The organism is Microbacterium sp. Bi128 (genome assembly GCF_918698205.1).
This window is the reverse complement of sequence record NZ_CAKKMM010000003.1, coordinates 1-14,782: the sequence shown is the minus strand read 5'-3', so window position 1 is coordinate 14,782 and position 14,782 is coordinate 1. Positions and strand designations below refer to the sequence as shown.

Here is a 14,782-nt window from a genome sequence, read left to right as displayed (position 1 = left end):
TAGCGTGCGCGAAACACGGCGCGGATACGGTCGCCAGCATGCTCGAACTGGCCGCCGAACTGCTGCCCCTCCTCGAGTCGGGAGTGCCCGTCGCGGCGGTCACCGTCACCCGGGTCGTGCGCAGTGCGCCGCGCGGAGTCGGCGCCACCCTGGCCGTGACGGCCGACGCGCGGGTGATCGGATCGATCTCGGGCGGCTGCGTCGAGGGCGACGCGGTGATGCTCGGCCTCGACGCGTTGCGATCGGGGTCGGTGCGTCGCGGACGCTTCGGGTTCGTCGGCCCCGACGACGCCGTCGTGGCCGCGGGCCTCGCCTGCGGCGGAGCGGTCGAGGTCGCCGCCTACCCGATCGACGGCGACGACCCCCGCGTGCGCGCGGCCCTGATCGATGCGGCGGCCGGCCGCGAGAGCACTCTGGACCTCGCCCTCGACGACGGCATTCCGTTGCGACTGCACCGCCCCGCCCGACCCCGCCTCATCGTGCTCGGCGCCGGTGAGCACGCGGCGGCGCTGTGCCGTCTGGGCGCGGCGGCCGGGTTCGCGGTGACCGTGTGCGACGCGTGGGCCCTGCTGGTCACGCCGGAGCGTTTCCCCGAGGCCGACGAGCTCGTCGTGGCACCGCCGCACGAGTACCTCGCGTCCCTCGAGGCCCCCGACGACCGCACGGCCGTCTGCGTCCTCACCCACGACGAGCGGCTCGACGTCCCCGCCCTGCGCGCGGCCCTGCGGCTGCCCGTCGGCTTCGTCGGCGCGATGGGCTCGCGCGCGACGGTGGCCCGCCGCGCGGAGTTGCTGACGCAGGCGGGGGTGACGGATGCGGAGCTGTCGCGGCTGCACTCCCCCCTCGGCCTCGACCTGGGGGCGCAGACCCCCGAGGAAACGGCGCTGTCGGTCGTCGCCGAGATCGTGGCGGCCCGCGCCGGCAGGAGCGCTCGACCCTTGCGGTCCGGCGACGGACCGCTGCACACCACGACGACGGCGGCGTGCGCACTCCCGGAACCGGTGCCGGCCCGATGACGGCGCTCGTGATCCGCGACGCGGTAGCCGTCGTCGAAGCCGAGGGGCGCGTTCGCACCGGCGACGTCGTGTGCGTCGACGGTCGGATCGTCGACATCGCCGCCCCGGCCGACGCGACCGTGATCGACGCGTCCGGGTGCGTCGTCACGCCCGGTCTCGTCAACGCCCACCACCACCTGCTGCAGACCGCGTTCCGCACGCTGCCGGGCACCCGCGGCATCCCGATGCGGGAGTGGCTGCCCGCGATGGCGGAGGCATATGCCGCGGCGGGTATAGACCCCGAACTCACCGGGATCGCCGCGCGCGCGGGACTCGCCGAAGCCCTGCTGAGCGGCGTCACCACGGTCGCCGACCACCACCTCACGTGGCCGTCCGGAGCCGACACGGTCGGCATGGCGCGGGCCGCCGCGGAGGCCGCGGCCGGTCTGGGCGCGCGGCTGGCGTTCGTACGCGGAGCCGCGCGGGACGACCCGGAGGAAGCCGCCCTCTCGGCCGAGGCGATCGCCGCCGCGCTCGTGGACGGATGCCCCGCCGGAGTGACCGCCGACGGGATGCTCCAGGTCGCCGTGGGGCCCGCGGGCGTGCACAGCGACCCGCGCGAGACCTTCACCCTGCTCGCCGAGGTGGCTGCGCGCCGAGGGCTGCGGCGGCGCACGCAGGCGAACGAGGTCGTGGACGTCGAGATCGCGCAGCAGAAGTACGGGCGACGTCCGCTCGACCTGCTCGAGGACTGGGGCTGGCTCGCCCCCGACGTGACGCTCGCGCACTTGTGCGGTGTCATCGACGACGAGATCGCCCGGATCGCCGCGGCCGGAGTCACCGCGACCCACGCCCCCGGCTGCGATGTGCCGATGGGGTGGGGCGTCGCGCCCGTCGCGAAGCTGCGGGATGCCGGCATCCCGGTGGGGCTCGGCACGAGCGGGGGCGGCAGCAACGACGCCGGTCATCTGCTCGCCGACGCCCGGCTGGCGCTGCAGGTCTCGGCGCTCGTGGGACCGCAACTGGCGGCCACGGCCGTGCTGGCGATGGCCACGGCGGGCTCGGCGGACGGCCTCGGACGACCCGAGCTCGGGCGCCTGACACCGGGGTCGGCCGCAGACCTGTGTCTGTGGGACGTCACGGGCGTCGCGGACGCCGGGGTCGCCGATCGGGTCGCCGGCTTGCTGGGGGCCGCGCCCGGGCGGCGACCGCGCACGGTGGTCATCGCGGGTCGCGTCGTCGTCGAGGACGGACGACTCGTCTCCGCCGAAGAGGACGAGATCACCGCGCGACTGTTCGAGAGGGTGGGACGATGACCACCATGGCCCCCGCGATCCCCGCCGACGACCCCACCACCGGCGACGAGCGCCTCGGCGCGCACTTGCGCGGTCTGCGCAAGGCGCGCGGACTCACCCTGACCCAGCTCGCCGAAGCGGCCGCCCTGTCGCATCCGTTCCTCAGCCAGCTCGAGCGCGGTCTCGCGCGTCCGAGCATGGCGAGCCTGGAACGGCTGGCCCGGGCACTGGGCACGAGCCGCGTCGAACTCATCGCCGCCTCCGAGCCGCCGCGTCCCGACGAGAACGCGCATCCGACGTTCGTGCGCGCCGACGAAGGGCTCGTCGGGCCGTATGCCGAGGGCAGCGCGCGCATGCTCGCCGAGGGACCGCGCCGGTTCGAACCGATGGAGTTCACCGGGGCCAACACCGAACCGGGCGACCACTACGTCCACGACGAGGACGAGTTCCTCACGGTGCTGGAGGGGTCGATCGTGATCTCGCTCGGCCCGTTCGGCGAGACCACGCTCGCCGTCGGCGACTCGGTGTACTGCCGCTCGGGCACCCCGCACCGGTGGCATTCGCCCGGCGGAGCGCCCTACCGGCTGCTGATCGTGAAAGAACTGGTGCACGGCTCCCCCGCCGAGCCCGTCGAAGGAGAGACATGAGCGGTGGTCTGACGTTCGAGGTGACGGTGCGCGAGCGTCGGGACGCGGCCGACGGCATCGTCGTGCTCGACCTCGAGCGTGCCGGGGGCCCGCTTCCGCACTGGTCGCCCGGGGCGCACATCGACGTCGTCCTCCCCGGCGGCGTGGAGCGGCAGTACTCGCTGTGCGGCTCGCCCGCCGACCGCGGCACGTGGCGGATCGGCGTCCTGCGCGAGCGCGAGGGGTCGGTGTGGCTGCACGAGAACGCCCACCCGGGGACCGCGCTGCGCGTGCGGGGCCCGGCCAACCACTTCCTCTTCGCCCCGACCGCGGGCCGGTCGTACGTGTTCGTCGCCGGCGGTATCGGGATCACCCCGCTCATTGCGATGATCGAAGCCGCCGAGGCTGCGGGGGCACCGTGGACGCTGCTGTACGCGGGCCGCTCGCGGCGCACGATGGCCTTCGCGGGCGACCTCGTCGAGAAGTACGGCGACCGCGTCGAGGTCTACGCGACGGACGAGGGCCGACGCCTCGATCTGGCGTCCCGCCTGGGTACTCCGGTGTCGCGCGCGGTGGTCTACGCGTGCGGCCCCGCCCGCCTGCTGGAGTCGCTGGATGCCACGATGGCGGGCTGGCCGCGCGGAAGCCTCCACGTCGAGCGCTTCGAGGCGAAAGTGCTGGGTCCTCCGGTGTGGACCGAGCCGTTCGAGGTCGACCTCATGATGTCGGGGCTGACCGTGACGGTGCCGCCCGAGAAGTCGATCCTCGAGGTCGTCGAGGAGTACGGCGCGGTCGTCCCGTCGAGCTGCCGCGTGGGCACGTGCGGCACGTGCGAGGTCCCCGTGATCGACGGCGAGGTCGAGCACCGCGACTCGGTGCTGTCACCCGAGGAGCAGGAGGCGAACCGCACGATGATGCTGTGCGTCTCGCGCGCGGCGTGCCCGCGCGTCACGCTGGAGCTGTGACCCCGGCCTCACCCGCAGACTCACCCCAGAGCGACTAGATCTCCACCCGGCGGCCCGCGCGGCCGGACACCGCGTCCGCGACGGCGCGGCGGATGACACGCATCGGCCGCCACCGCCGCGTCGCGACCGCGCACGCGAGGCACAGCGCGAGGAACAGCGCGCCGTTCGCGGCGCGCGGCACGCTCCATCGTCGCCCCGTGCCGAGCTCGCGGTGGAGGCGGTTGCGGAGGAAGTAGTACAGCAGCGCGGGGTTCGTCGACAGGAACATCGCGCGCACCTCGAACCCCGGCGGCATCCACCGTTCGCCGCGAGGATCCACCACGACCGCATCGGGGACCAGGACGAGGCGCCCGCCGCTCGCGCGGATGCGCGAGGTGTACTCGAGGTCGTCGCCGTAGAGCACGAAGTCGGCGCGCGGCAGGCCGATGCGGCGGAGGACATCGGCCCGGGCGAGCAGTCCGCCGTACGGCGCGTAGGCGAGATCCGTCCCCGCCACTCGCCGACGGGGGCGCCGCAGACCGACGCGCTCGAGGAATCGGCGCGCGAACAGACCCGCCTCGACCCCCGCGAACGAGACCGACTCGCGGGGACTCTCACGCGCGCGCTCGGCCGCGACGACCTCGGCGATCGTGGCCGGCTCGCCGTCCGGAACGCGGAGCGGGGCGACCGCGGTGAGGTCGTGGCCGGCGGCGCGCAGCGCCTGATCCGCCGCCAGGAGCCGGTCGAGGGCCCCCGGTTCGGGCAGGTTGTCGTCGTCGAGCAGCCACACGTAGTCGGTGCCGAGATCGCGCGCGCGGGCGATCGCGGCACCGAACGCGGGCGCCGATCCTTCGTTGCGTGGCATTCGGTGCACGACGATGCGCCCCGCGCCGGCCGCAGCGGCGGCGTCGAGCGCGGCGGCCGACGCGGGTGTGGAGCCGTTGTCGATGATCACGACCGGGGCGACCCCGGCGTCGATCATGCGGGCGACGACGGCGAGGCACGAGACGTGGCGGGAGCCGTACGTCACCGTGGCGCCGGCGACAGTGGGGCGGGAGTCGGTCACGGTGTCGGTCCTCCGTACACGTCCGTCAGGGCGCGCCGGAAGGCGGCCCCCGAGAATTCGTCCGCGACGGCGTCGCGCGAGCGGGCGGCGTCGCGGCGCGCGCCGACGGGATCGGCCAGGGCGCGCACGATCGCCGCTGCGAGGCCGCGGGCATCGTCGGCGACGGCGTACGCGCGGATGCCGTCTCCGACGATGCCCTCGACCCCGACACCCGTCGAGACCACCGGGAGGCCGCGGAGCATCGCCTCGACGGTCTTGAACTTCACCCCGGCTCCGGCCCGCAGCGGCACGAGCACGACGTCGGCCTCGGCATACGCGCCGTCGAGCGACTCGAGGCGACCCGTGACGACGAACGCGCCGGGGCGCGTGGCGGCGATGCGGCGCATCTCGTCGGTCGGACGCGCACCGGCGAACACGAAGCGCACGGAGGGATTCACCTCGAGCACCCACGGCGCGATGTCGGTCATGGTCCACACCGCCGCCTCGGAGTTCACCGAGCGATCGAAGGCCCCGACGAACAGCACGGTGGGGGCGGGATCGCCCGCGCGCACGCACGGCTCCGCCCCGTCCGCGAGCGGCGGACGGACGACGACCGCGCGGGCCGGCGCTCCGGCCGCGCGGTGCACGAGAGCGGCATCCTTCGCGCTGAAGGTGAGCACGACGTCGGCGCGGCGATAGACGCGACGCTCGTCGCGGCACACGCTCCACCGACGCCAGCGCGCGAGGAGCACCCGCGGATGCCACGCCGGCCCCGGGGCGGCGGCGAGGAAGCGCTCGTAACTCTGCAGCAGGACGTCGTGGGCGACGACGATGTGGCGCGGGGCACCGGTCGGTCGGCGACGCACGCCGAACCACCCGGACTCGGTCCACTGGTACTCGATGACGTCGGCCGCCGCGAGCACCGCCCGTGCCGCGCGGCTGCGCCGGAGGGCGCGACGGCGCCGGGCCACCGGGCGCACCGGGAACAGGCGCTGCTCCTGGCGCTCGATCCCCTCGACGAGGCGGCGGGCGAACGGGCGGCGCGGCCGCGGTGCCGGCACGAGCACGACGTCGACGGCATCCACCAGGTGGTCCGCCGCGGCGCGGTTGTCGCGATCGTCGAACGACACGACGGTGACGCGATGCCCCAGCTCCCGCAGCGTCCGGAGGTGGCGCAGCAGGTACTGGCCGCCCGCGTGCGGAATGCCGTCGTACGGGACGACCGGCGACAGACAGACGATCCGCATGCACCCTCCCCTTCGTGCCGCGCGGTCGGCACGAAGAACCAGAGTGCAGGTCACTCGGCGGCGAGGCCGCGGCATCCGGATCCGACGGAGCCAGGTGAAGCAATGGCAGCCGGGTGGCGAGAGCGCGCGTGAACGCTTCTGGCGGCGCGCGGAGCACCGGGGCGAAGGCGGCACGACGCATCGGACGGCCCCCTACTGTGTGTCGCGGCGGCGGCCCCGGTCCGCTCGGGAGGAGACAGACCGTCGTGAGGATCACCCACCTCCACAGCACATTCGTCACCCCCTGGGGTGGCGCGGAGGCCTATCTCTTCGCGCTCGCGTCCGCGCAACGGGCCCGCGGACACGATGTCGCGATCATCACGGCCGTCGCGGACGGCGAGAGCATCGCGCGCGCAGCCGCGGCCGGCGTGAGGGTCACCGTCCGCCCGACGTGGCGGCCGTATCCGCCGGACCGGCACGGGTCCTCGGCGTTCGTCCGCGCCGTCTTCCACGGTGTCGACACCGTGCACGGTGTGCTGCTCCCGCGCGCCTACCGCCGGGTGCAGGACGGTCGCGACGTCGTGCACGTCCACCGGTTCCAGGGGGTGGGGGCGAGCGTTCTGCGCGCACGCCGCGCCCCCGTCGTGCACACCGCCCACGACTACTGCCTCGTCGACACGGCGTCCACGACGATGCGCCGGGGAGCGCTGCCCGCTCGTCTCGGTCTCGCGCAGCGGCTTCGGGCCCGGATCGTGTCGACCTCGGCACGACGGGCGACCGTCGTGGTGTTCCCGAGCGAGCGGACGCGACGCCGGCACGCCGAACTCGGATTCCGGGCGGGTCGCGCGCAGTTCCTCGTCGTACCCCACGGATGGCCGGCACCGCCCCTCCCCGCGGAGGGGACTCCCCCGCACCGCCCCCGGTTCGTCTTCCTCGGCAGGCTGCAGAAGCCCAAGGGCATCGATCTGCTGCTGCGCGCGTGGGCCGAGGCGCGGCTCGACGCCGACCTCGTGATCGCGGGCGACGGTCCCGAGCGCCCCCGGGTCGAGGCGGCCGAGAGCGACACCGTCCGTTACGTCGGGTGGGTGGATGCCGAGGCCAAGGGCGCGCTGATCCGTTCGGCGACCGCGCTGGTGTTCCCCTCGCTCTGGCCCGAGACGTTCGGGCTGGTGATCGCCGAGAGCCTGCTGCTGGGCCGCCCCGTCGTCGCCACCCCCGAGGCCGCCGGCGACCTCATCGTCGACGGCGAGAACGGCGTCGTCTCGAGGGATGCCACGCCTTCGGGGTTCGCCGACGCGCTCCGGCGTCTCGCGACCGACGCGGAGCTGCGGCGGACGGTCACCGCGGGGGCGGCCGCGAGCGCCGACGCGCTCGACTTCGACCGGCACGTCGAGCGCGTCGACGAGGTCTACCGCGTCGCGCGAGTGGCGTTCGAGACCGGCGCCTGATCGAGCGTCCGGGGAAGCAGCCGCGGCGCCAGCGCCGCCGCGGCCACGAGCGGCACCGCGAGGAACAGCCACGCGGCGCTCGGAACGGCCGTCCACGCGAACAGGGCGCCGACGACGAGGTTGCCCAGGAGCACCGCGATCCCGCCGCACGTGGCGAGCAGGCCGAAGAACGACCCGGTCGGTCTCCCGGCGGCGAAACGGGGAGCCAGGGTGAGCGCCGTCGGGTGGGTCGCCATGTGCCCGAGGATCACGAGCGCTGCGGCCGCGAAGACGGTCGCCACGCGCGCGGCGTCGTCGAGCGGGAACGCCGCGGCGACTGCCAGGACCGCGAAGCCCGCGCCCGAGAGCACGTACCCGACCCGGAGCGCTACCGCCGGCCCGACGCGCGCGGCCCACCTCGATACCGGGAGCTGGAGCGTGAGCGTCAGCACCGAGACGCCGGCGAACATCGCCGCGGTCGCCGCCGCGGCATCCGGGACCCGGGCCAGTTGCAGGGGCAGCGCGAGGTAGAGCTGGTTGTAGGCCAGCAGATCGGCGGCGTGCAGCGCCGAGAAACCGACGAACCGGCGGTCGCGCAGCGACCACCACCGGCCGGGTGGCCGGTCGACGGAACGGTCCGCGAGGGTGCGCGGGAGTGCGACCGCGAGGAACACCCCGATCGCGAGGAAGAACGCCGCGCCGCCGAGCGCCACGACGACGAACCCCCACCCCAGGAGCGCAGCACCCACGAGCGGGCCGATCACGGCCCCGAGCTCACCCGTGACGCTCAGCCACGCGAACAACGACGCCCGCGAGCGGGGGCCGGGAGCGGGACGGCGAGCCTCGGCTTCCGCGAGGAGGATGTTGAGCCCGGGCGAGAAGAGCGCGCCGCCGAGGCCGGTGAGCACGGTTCCGAGCACGAACAGCGCCAGGGTCGGCGCAGGGGTCAGGAGCGAGCCCGCGAGCGTCGCGAAACCGGCGATGCGCACGGCGCAGCCGAAGAGGATGACGCGGCGGGGGCCGAAGCGATCGGCGAGCACCCCGCCGACGAGGAACATGCCCTGCTGCATGAACGTGCGCACCCCGAGCACGAGTCCGACGGCGACGGCGGCGAGCCCGAAATCCTCGGTGAGGACGAGCGCGAGGAAGGGCACGACGGCGTAGAAGCCGACGTTGAACAGCAACTGCGTCCCGAGCAGGACGGGCGTGCGGGCAGGCGGGTTTGGCACAGGACTCCGGGGTAAGCGAGAATGATTCTCATTATGCATAGTGGTCTCGCGTCGCTCCCCCCGGTCGTCTCCCTCACCGACTCCGTCGTGCGGGCCGGCGACGGCCGTGTTCTGCTGCGCGTGGACCATCTCACCGTATGCGCGGGGGACCGCATCGCCGTCACCGGCCCCTCGGGAGCGGGCAAGACCGTGCTGCTCCGGCTGCTCTCCGGCCGCCTGGCCGCGGGCCTGAGCGCGAGCGGGCGACGCGACACCGCCTCGGAGCGTGTCGCGATGGTTCCGCAACGCGGCCTGGACGCCCTGCACCCCCTCCTCCCCCTGGGCACGCAGCTGCGCACCGTCACCCGAGCCTCCGCGGAGCGCGTGCGCGAAGTGCTCGCGGCGGTGGGCCTCGGCGATCCGCGCGCGGCCCGGCGGCGGCCCGCCGAGCTATCGGGCGGCCAGGCGCAGCGCGCCGCGATCGCGCTCGCGGTGCTCTCGCGCGCCCCCCTCATGCTCGCCGACGAACCCACGAGCGCCCTCGACCACGACACGCGCGACCGCGTGCTCGACCTCTTCTCCACCGTGATCGGAACCGACCAGGCCCTCGTCGTCTCGACGCACGACGAAACCGTGGCCGACCGACTCGGCGCCGCCCGGATCCGGGTGGCCGACGGGGCGCTGGTGGCGGCGTGAGCGCTCTCGTGGTCGAGGCAGTCACCGCCGCCTACGGGCGCGGCCGCCCGGTCCTCTCCTCCACCTCGTTCGACATCGCCCCCGGACACTCCCTCGCGGTCGTGGGCCCGTCGGGGGCCGGCAAGTCGACGCTCGCCGAGATCGTGCTGGGTCTGCGGCCCGCGGCATCCGGATCCGTCACCGTGGCCGGACGCCCCTGGCCCGCCGCGCGTGCCCACCGCCACCTCGTGCAGGGGGTGCCCCAGGATGCCGCGGCGGCCTTCGTCCCGCGCTGGACGCTGCGCCGCTCGATCGCCGACGCCGTCCGCCGCCTCACCGACGGCCACGACATCGACCGCCGCATCGACCGGGCGGCGGAGCTCGCCGACCTCGACCGTTCCCTGCTCGACCAGCGCCCGTCGGAGGTGTCGGGCGGGCAGGCACAGCGCGCGGCGATCACGCGCGCCCTCGCGGTCGACCCGGCGGTCCTCGTCGCGGACGAACCGACCAGCGCCCTCGACCCCTCTCGGACCGCCGCCGTGTCGCAGGCCCTCGTCGACCTCGCCCGCTCGACCGACACCGCGCTGCTCCTCGTCACGCACGACCCCGCCGTCGCCGCACGCTGCGACCGCACCCTGACGCTGATCGCGCCCTCGGCGTGATCCCGCGCTGCCCGGCAGCGCCCCCGACCCTCCATCCGAAAGGAACCACCATGACGGCATATCCGCGCCGCCACCGCCTGTTCGCCCTCGCCCTCGTCCCCGCGGCGCTGCCCTTGCTGAGCGGGTGCTTCTCACCCGGCGTGTCGGCCGCCCCCGAGGGGGGCGACGCGCGCATCTCGATCGCGATGCTGCAGCCGCCACGCTCGGGCCTGAGCCCCCTGAGCGACGACGCGTTCAAGCTGTCGCGCTGGTCGACCGCCGAGACGCTCGTCGTCCTCGCCGCCGACGGCACCCCCGAGCCCGCGCTCGCCGCCGGGTGGGAGCAGGTCGACGACACCACGTGGCGCTTCGACATCCGCCCCGGGGTGACCTTCCACAACGGCGACGCCCTCACCGTCGACTCCGTCGTGAACGCGCTGCAGCACGCGATCGACGCGAGCCCCCGGCCCCGCATCCTCAACGGCGTCGACATGACGGTCGTCGCCGACGGGGACGCCGTCGTCGTGACCACCGGGACGACCGACCCGCTGCTGCCGAACCGGCTGTCGAGCCCGCAGCTCGCGATCCTCGACGACGACGCGTACACCGACACCGGCGTGAGCCCCGTCGGCACCGGGACCGGGCCGTTCGAGCTGACCGCGGTCGATGGGATCGTCGGCGCGACGCTCGACCGCTACGACGGCTACTGGGGCGACACGGCCCTCGCCGCCGGCATCGACGTCCGCTTCGTGCCCGATGGGACGGCGCGCGCGGCCGCCCTGCGCACCGGAGCGGCCGACATCGTCGAGGCCATCCCCGCAGGTCAGGCGGCGACGATCGATGAGAACCTGCTGCACGAGGTCGCGATGCCCCGCACCAACACGCTGTACCTGAACACCGCGAACGGCCCCTTCGCCGACCCGGCCGTCCGCGCCGCGGCCCGCGCGGCCGTCGACCGCGCCGCGATCGTGGCGTCGGTGTACGAGGGACGCGCCGACGTGGCCGAGGGCCTGCTCGGCCCCGCGCTCACGTGGGCGGCGGACTACCGCGACGAGTCGGGCTACACCGACCTGTTGGCGGCGCGCCCCGCCGCGGCGGCGGTGTCCGGCATCCCGATCACGCTCGGCACCTTCACCGACCGCGCCGAGCTGCCCGAGGTGGCGGTGATCCTCGAGCAGCAGCTCGAGGCCGCAGGGTTCGTCGTGCAGCAGGACGTGCGCGAGTACCAGTTCATCGAGGCCGACGCCCTCGACGGGAAGTTCGACGCGTTCATCCTGTCGCGGGCGACCGTGCTCGACTCGGGCGACCCCGTGGCGTACCTCGCCTCGGACTTCACGTGCGAGGGCGGCTTCTCGATCGCGCAACTCTGCGCCGCCGACGTCGACCGGGCCGTGTCCACCGCCTCGGCGACGGCGGCGGGCACCGACCGTCAGCGCGCCACGATGGCCGCGGAGGCCCGGGTGCTGGCGACGGATGCCGCTGTGCCGCTGCTGCACGAGCGGGTCGTCCAGGGCGAGTCGACGTCGGTCGTCGGCGCGGCGCGCGACCCGCGCGAGCGTCTGCTGGTGACCGCGAAGACCCACCTCGCGGACTGACGACCGTGCGCCACAGCCACATCGCCGGGCTCGTCTCCCGCGTGCTCAGCGGGATCGCGCTGCTCGTGATCGCCGGGGCACTGCCCTGGCTGTCGCAGCGCGATCCCGCGGCATCCATCCTGCGCGCGAGATACGCCGAGCTCGAGCCGACCCCGGAAGCCCTGGATGCCATCCGCACCGAGCTCGGCCTGGAGGGCGGCCCAATCGCGACGAGCGTGCACTGGTGGGCGAACGTGCTGCAGGGCGACCTCGGCCGGTCGTGGGTGAGCGGCGGCGAGATCGCCCCCGGCGTGTGGCACGCTCTCGGTGTCTCGCTCACCCTCACCGGCTTCTCGATGGTCGTGGCGTTCGTGGTGGCGGGGGCCCTCGTCGCCCCTGCCATCGGCCGGATCGTGCGGGACCGACCCTCCCGCGGCTCCGGGCCCGTGGGCGTCGCGTTCACGGCGCTCCCGGAGTTCCTGCTCGCGAGCGCGCTGCTCGTCGTCGTGGCCGTCCAGCTGCGGTGGCTGCCGCCGTACGGCTGGAGCGGACTCGACACCGCCATCCTTCCGGCGCTGGCGCTCGGCATCCCCTCGGGCGGCCTGCTCGGGCGGCTGCTCGCCGACGCGATCGCGGGCGTCGCCGAGGAGCGGTGGGTCGAGGTGTGGCGGCTCGCCGGCGCACCCCGCCGCGCGCTCGTGGCCGGCGTCCTGCGCCGTGCGGGAGCCGCCGTGGTCGACCAGGCCGGCCTCGTGATCATCGGCGTGCTGGGCGGAGCGGTCGCCGTCGAGCAGGTCTTCGCGATCCCCGGACTCGGGCGCTACCTGCTGGGCGCCGCCAACGCGCAAGACCTGCCCGCTCTGCAGGGCGGGGTGCTGCTGATGGCGGTCGCGGCGGTGGCCGTCGGGCTGCTCGCCGGGGCCGCCCGGCGGGCGTTGCGCGGCGGACCGCTGCCCCCGGGAGCCCTCGCCGCCCCGCCCGAAGCGCGCGGGGACGGCCGCGCCGCACGGGTGACGGTGGCGGTGGCGATCGGCATCCTGCTGCTCATCTTCGCGACCGGCCTGCCGCGCGACCCGTACGCCCTGGCGCACGCGCGGCTGAGCCCGCCGAGTCTCGCGCTGCCGTTCGGGGCCGATGCGAGCGGCCGCGACCTGCTGGCGCGCGTCGCCCACGGCACCGTCGGGACGCTCCTGCCCTCGCTCGGCATCGTGCTGCTCGCGATCGTCGTGGCGCTGCTGCTCGCGATCGTCGGCGAGATCGCTCGCGGGCCCGCCGAGATCGCGAACGCGACCCCGCCGATCCTCGCGGGGGTGATCGTCGCGGCCCTGCTCGGACCCTCGGTGGGCGGGGCGGCGCTCGCGGTGCTGTGGGTCACGTGGCCGCCGCTCACGACGCACGCCGCCGCGCTCCTGGACGAGGCCCTCGCGGCGCCGCACGTGAAGTGGATGCCGCTGTCGGGGGCGTCGCGCACCGAGATCTGGGCGCGGCACGTCGTGCCGACCGTCGTCCCGCCGCTCCTGCGCCACGGGATGCTGCGGCTGCCGGGTGTCGCCCTCGCCCTCGCCGCGCTCGGGTTCCTCGGGCTCGGCGCGCAACCGCCGCAGCCGGAGTGGGGCCTGCTGCTGTCGGAGGGCATCGACTACGTCGAGCGGGCGCCGTGGACGACCGTGGCTCCCGCGTTCGCGCTCGTGGTGACGTCGGTGCTCGCGGTCGCGGCGGCCGGTCTGCGGCCGCGACGGCGGCACGGGCTGCGCGAGGGGCGGCGGCGCGAGGGGCGGCGGACACCCTTCCTCGCGGAGACGCCCGCCGCCGCAGAGACGCCCGCCGCCGTGGAGTCCGTGCCGCTGTGAGGCCGCCCGTCGGCCGAATCGCGCGGCCGACGGCGGTGGCTCAGCGACGTGCACAAACTCCGTCCGAAAGCCGGGGAGGGCACTGAGGTTGTGCGCATCACTGAGGGTGCGCGCACCCCGCGGCGCCCGGAGCTGACACCGGGCGCCGCGCGCCGCAGGTTTGTCGAGAGGGTCACGAGCGGGAAATACGGCGGAAACGACGGGTTCCTAGCATCGGAAACACCGCAGATGTTGGTCACACCAACACTGGAACGCCGCTCCCGACGGCACGCCTCGATGACGTGGCATCCTTCCCCTCACTCTTCGGAGGTCCTCGTGTCCGCCGCTCCACCCGTCTCGATCACCGCGATCCACAACGCGCGACTGGCCTCCGGCGCGCTCGTGGACATCGCGATCGACGGCGACACCGTCGTCGCGGTGGTCCCGGCCGGCTCGCCGCTGCCCGGCACCGGCAGCGCGACGGACGGCGAGACGCTCGACCTCACCGGCTACGTCGTCACCGCGGCGGGCGCCGAACCCCACGCGCACCTCGACAAGTCGCAGTCCTGGGATGCCATCCGGCCGCCGTTCGGCGACCTCGAGCGCGCGATCGAGAGCTGGCACGCCTTCGCGATGACGCTCGACGAGGAGGACACGCTCGACCGTGCGCGTTCCACGGCGCTGCGGATGCTGGCATCCGGGATCACCGCCGTCCGCACCCACGTCGACCTGCTGCGCGGAGAAGACGCGCTGACCGGAGTCCGCGCCCTCGTCCGCTTGCGAGACGAACTCACGGGCCTCATGGACATCGAGCTCGTCGCGCTCGGCGGGCCGACCGTGCCCGACGCGGTCTTCGAGGCCGCCCTCGACGCGGGCATCGACCTGGTCGGCGGGGCCCCGCACCTCGCCGACGACCCGATCGCCGATCTCGAACGCCTCATCGCCCTCGCGCGGCGCCGCGACGTCGGACTCGACCTGCACACCGACGAGAGCCTCGCCGGTGCCGACACCCTCGCCGCCTACGCCCGCGCCGTCACCGGCTGGCACCGCCCCCGCACCGCGGGGCACTGCGTCCGCCTCAGCATGATGCCCACGGAAGACCTCGCCCCCCTCGCCGAGGCCGTGCGCACCGCCGACATCGGCGTCATCGCCCTGCCGATCACCAACCTCTACCTGCAGGGGTGGGATGCCGCTCACGCGGTGCCCCGCGGAATCGCGCCGATCGGGCGCCTCAAGGCCGCCGGCGTCCGCGTCGCCGCCGGCGCCGACAACGTGCGCGACCCGTTCAACCCCGTCG

The 14,782-nt window shown here is 74.7% G+C and carries 13 protein-coding genes; 10 read left to right on the top strand and 3 right to left on the bottom strand.

Going from position 1 to position 14,782, the window contains the following annotated elements:
- The first annotated feature begins 38 nt into the window (after positions 1–38).
- From LQV45_RS00625 to LQV45_RS00610, 4 genes are read left to right on the top strand one after another with little or no spacing between them, the layout of a single operon-like run.
- On the top strand, positions 39–1,016 hold the full coding sequence (locus LQV45_RS00625) for an XdhC family protein (RefSeq protein ID WP_230005270.1): 978 nt from the start codon (positions 39–41) through the stop codon (positions 1,014–1,016).
- Complete coding sequence (locus tag LQV45_RS00620) at positions 983–2,311, top strand: amidohydrolase family protein (protein ID WP_230005269.1); 1,329 nt, start codon at positions 983–985, stop codon at positions 2,309–2,311. Before LQV45_RS00625 ends, LQV45_RS00620 begins: the two co-directional genes overlap by 34 nt.
- Complete coding sequence (locus LQV45_RS00615; RefSeq protein WP_230005268.1) at positions 2,308–2,937, top strand: helix-turn-helix transcriptional regulator; 630 nt, start codon at positions 2,308–2,310, stop codon at positions 2,935–2,937. Before LQV45_RS00620 ends, LQV45_RS00615 begins: the two co-directional genes overlap by 4 nt.
- Complete coding sequence (locus LQV45_RS00610; protein WP_230005267.1) at positions 2,934–3,881, top strand: PDR/VanB family oxidoreductase; 948 nt, start codon at positions 2,934–2,936, stop codon at positions 3,879–3,881. Before LQV45_RS00615 ends, LQV45_RS00610 begins: the two co-directional genes overlap by 4 nt.
- Positions 3,882–3,915: 34 nt before the next feature.
- Here LQV45_RS00610 and LQV45_RS00605 read toward each other — a convergent pair whose 3' ends face one another.
- Both LQV45_RS00605 and LQV45_RS00600 read right to left on the bottom strand, forming a co-directional pair.
- Positions 3,916–4,926: a glycosyltransferase gene (locus LQV45_RS00605; protein WP_230005266.1), complete on the bottom strand. Its 1,011-nt coding sequence runs from the start codon at positions 4,924–4,926 to the stop codon at positions 3,916–3,918.
- Entirely contained in the window at positions 4,923–6,152 is a 1,230-nt protein-coding gene (locus LQV45_RS00600) for a glycosyltransferase family 4 protein (protein ID WP_230005265.1), read from the bottom strand. Before LQV45_RS00600 ends, LQV45_RS00605 begins: the two co-directional genes overlap by 4 nt.
- A 245-nt stretch (positions 6,153–6,397) precedes the next feature.
- On the opposite strand from LQV45_RS00600, the gene LQV45_RS00595 reads away from it, so the two are divergent.
- Positions 6,398–7,579 (top strand): glycosyltransferase family 4 protein, encoded by a 1,182-nt coding sequence (locus tag LQV45_RS00595; RefSeq protein ID WP_230005264.1) that lies wholly within the window; start codon positions 6,398–6,400, stop codon positions 7,577–7,579.
- Here the strand turns inward: LQV45_RS00595 and LQV45_RS00590 are convergent.
- Positions 7,540–8,787 carry an MFS transporter gene (locus LQV45_RS00590; RefSeq protein WP_230005263.1) on the bottom strand — a complete coding sequence of 416 codons (1,248 nt, stop codon included), beginning with the start codon at positions 8,785–8,787 and terminating at the stop codon, positions 7,540–7,542. The two genes, LQV45_RS00595 and LQV45_RS00590, sit on opposite strands and share 40 nt — an antisense overlap.
- Positions 8,788–8,820: 33 nt before the next feature.
- On the opposite strand from LQV45_RS00590, the gene LQV45_RS00585 reads away from it, so the two are divergent.
- The 5 genes from LQV45_RS00585 to LQV45_RS00565 all read left to right on the top strand — a co-directional run.
- A complete protein-coding gene (locus LQV45_RS00585) occupies positions 8,821–9,462 on the top strand; it encodes an ATP-binding cassette domain-containing protein (protein WP_230005262.1) in 642 nt (213 codons plus the stop codon).
- Positions 9,459–10,103 (top strand): ABC transporter ATP-binding protein, encoded by a 645-nt coding sequence (locus LQV45_RS00580; RefSeq protein WP_230005261.1) that lies wholly within the window; start codon positions 9,459–9,461, stop codon positions 10,101–10,103. Before LQV45_RS00585 ends, LQV45_RS00580 begins: the two co-directional genes overlap by 4 nt.
- 50 nt (positions 10,104–10,153) lie before the next feature.
- Positions 10,154–11,677, top strand: a complete 1,524-nt coding sequence (locus LQV45_RS00575) for an ABC transporter substrate-binding protein (protein WP_230005260.1) — start codon at positions 10,154–10,156, stop codon at positions 11,675–11,677.
- Positions 11,678–11,682: 5 nt separating this feature from the next.
- Positions 11,683–13,506: an ABC transporter permease subunit gene (locus LQV45_RS00570; protein WP_230005259.1), complete on the top strand. Its 1,824-nt coding sequence runs from the start codon at positions 11,683–11,685 to the stop codon at positions 13,504–13,506.
- A gap of 315 nt (positions 13,507–13,821) precedes the next feature.
- The coding region (locus LQV45_RS00565) for an amidohydrolase family protein (RefSeq protein WP_230005258.1) at positions 13,822–14,782 on the top strand (961 nt) is incomplete at its 3' end.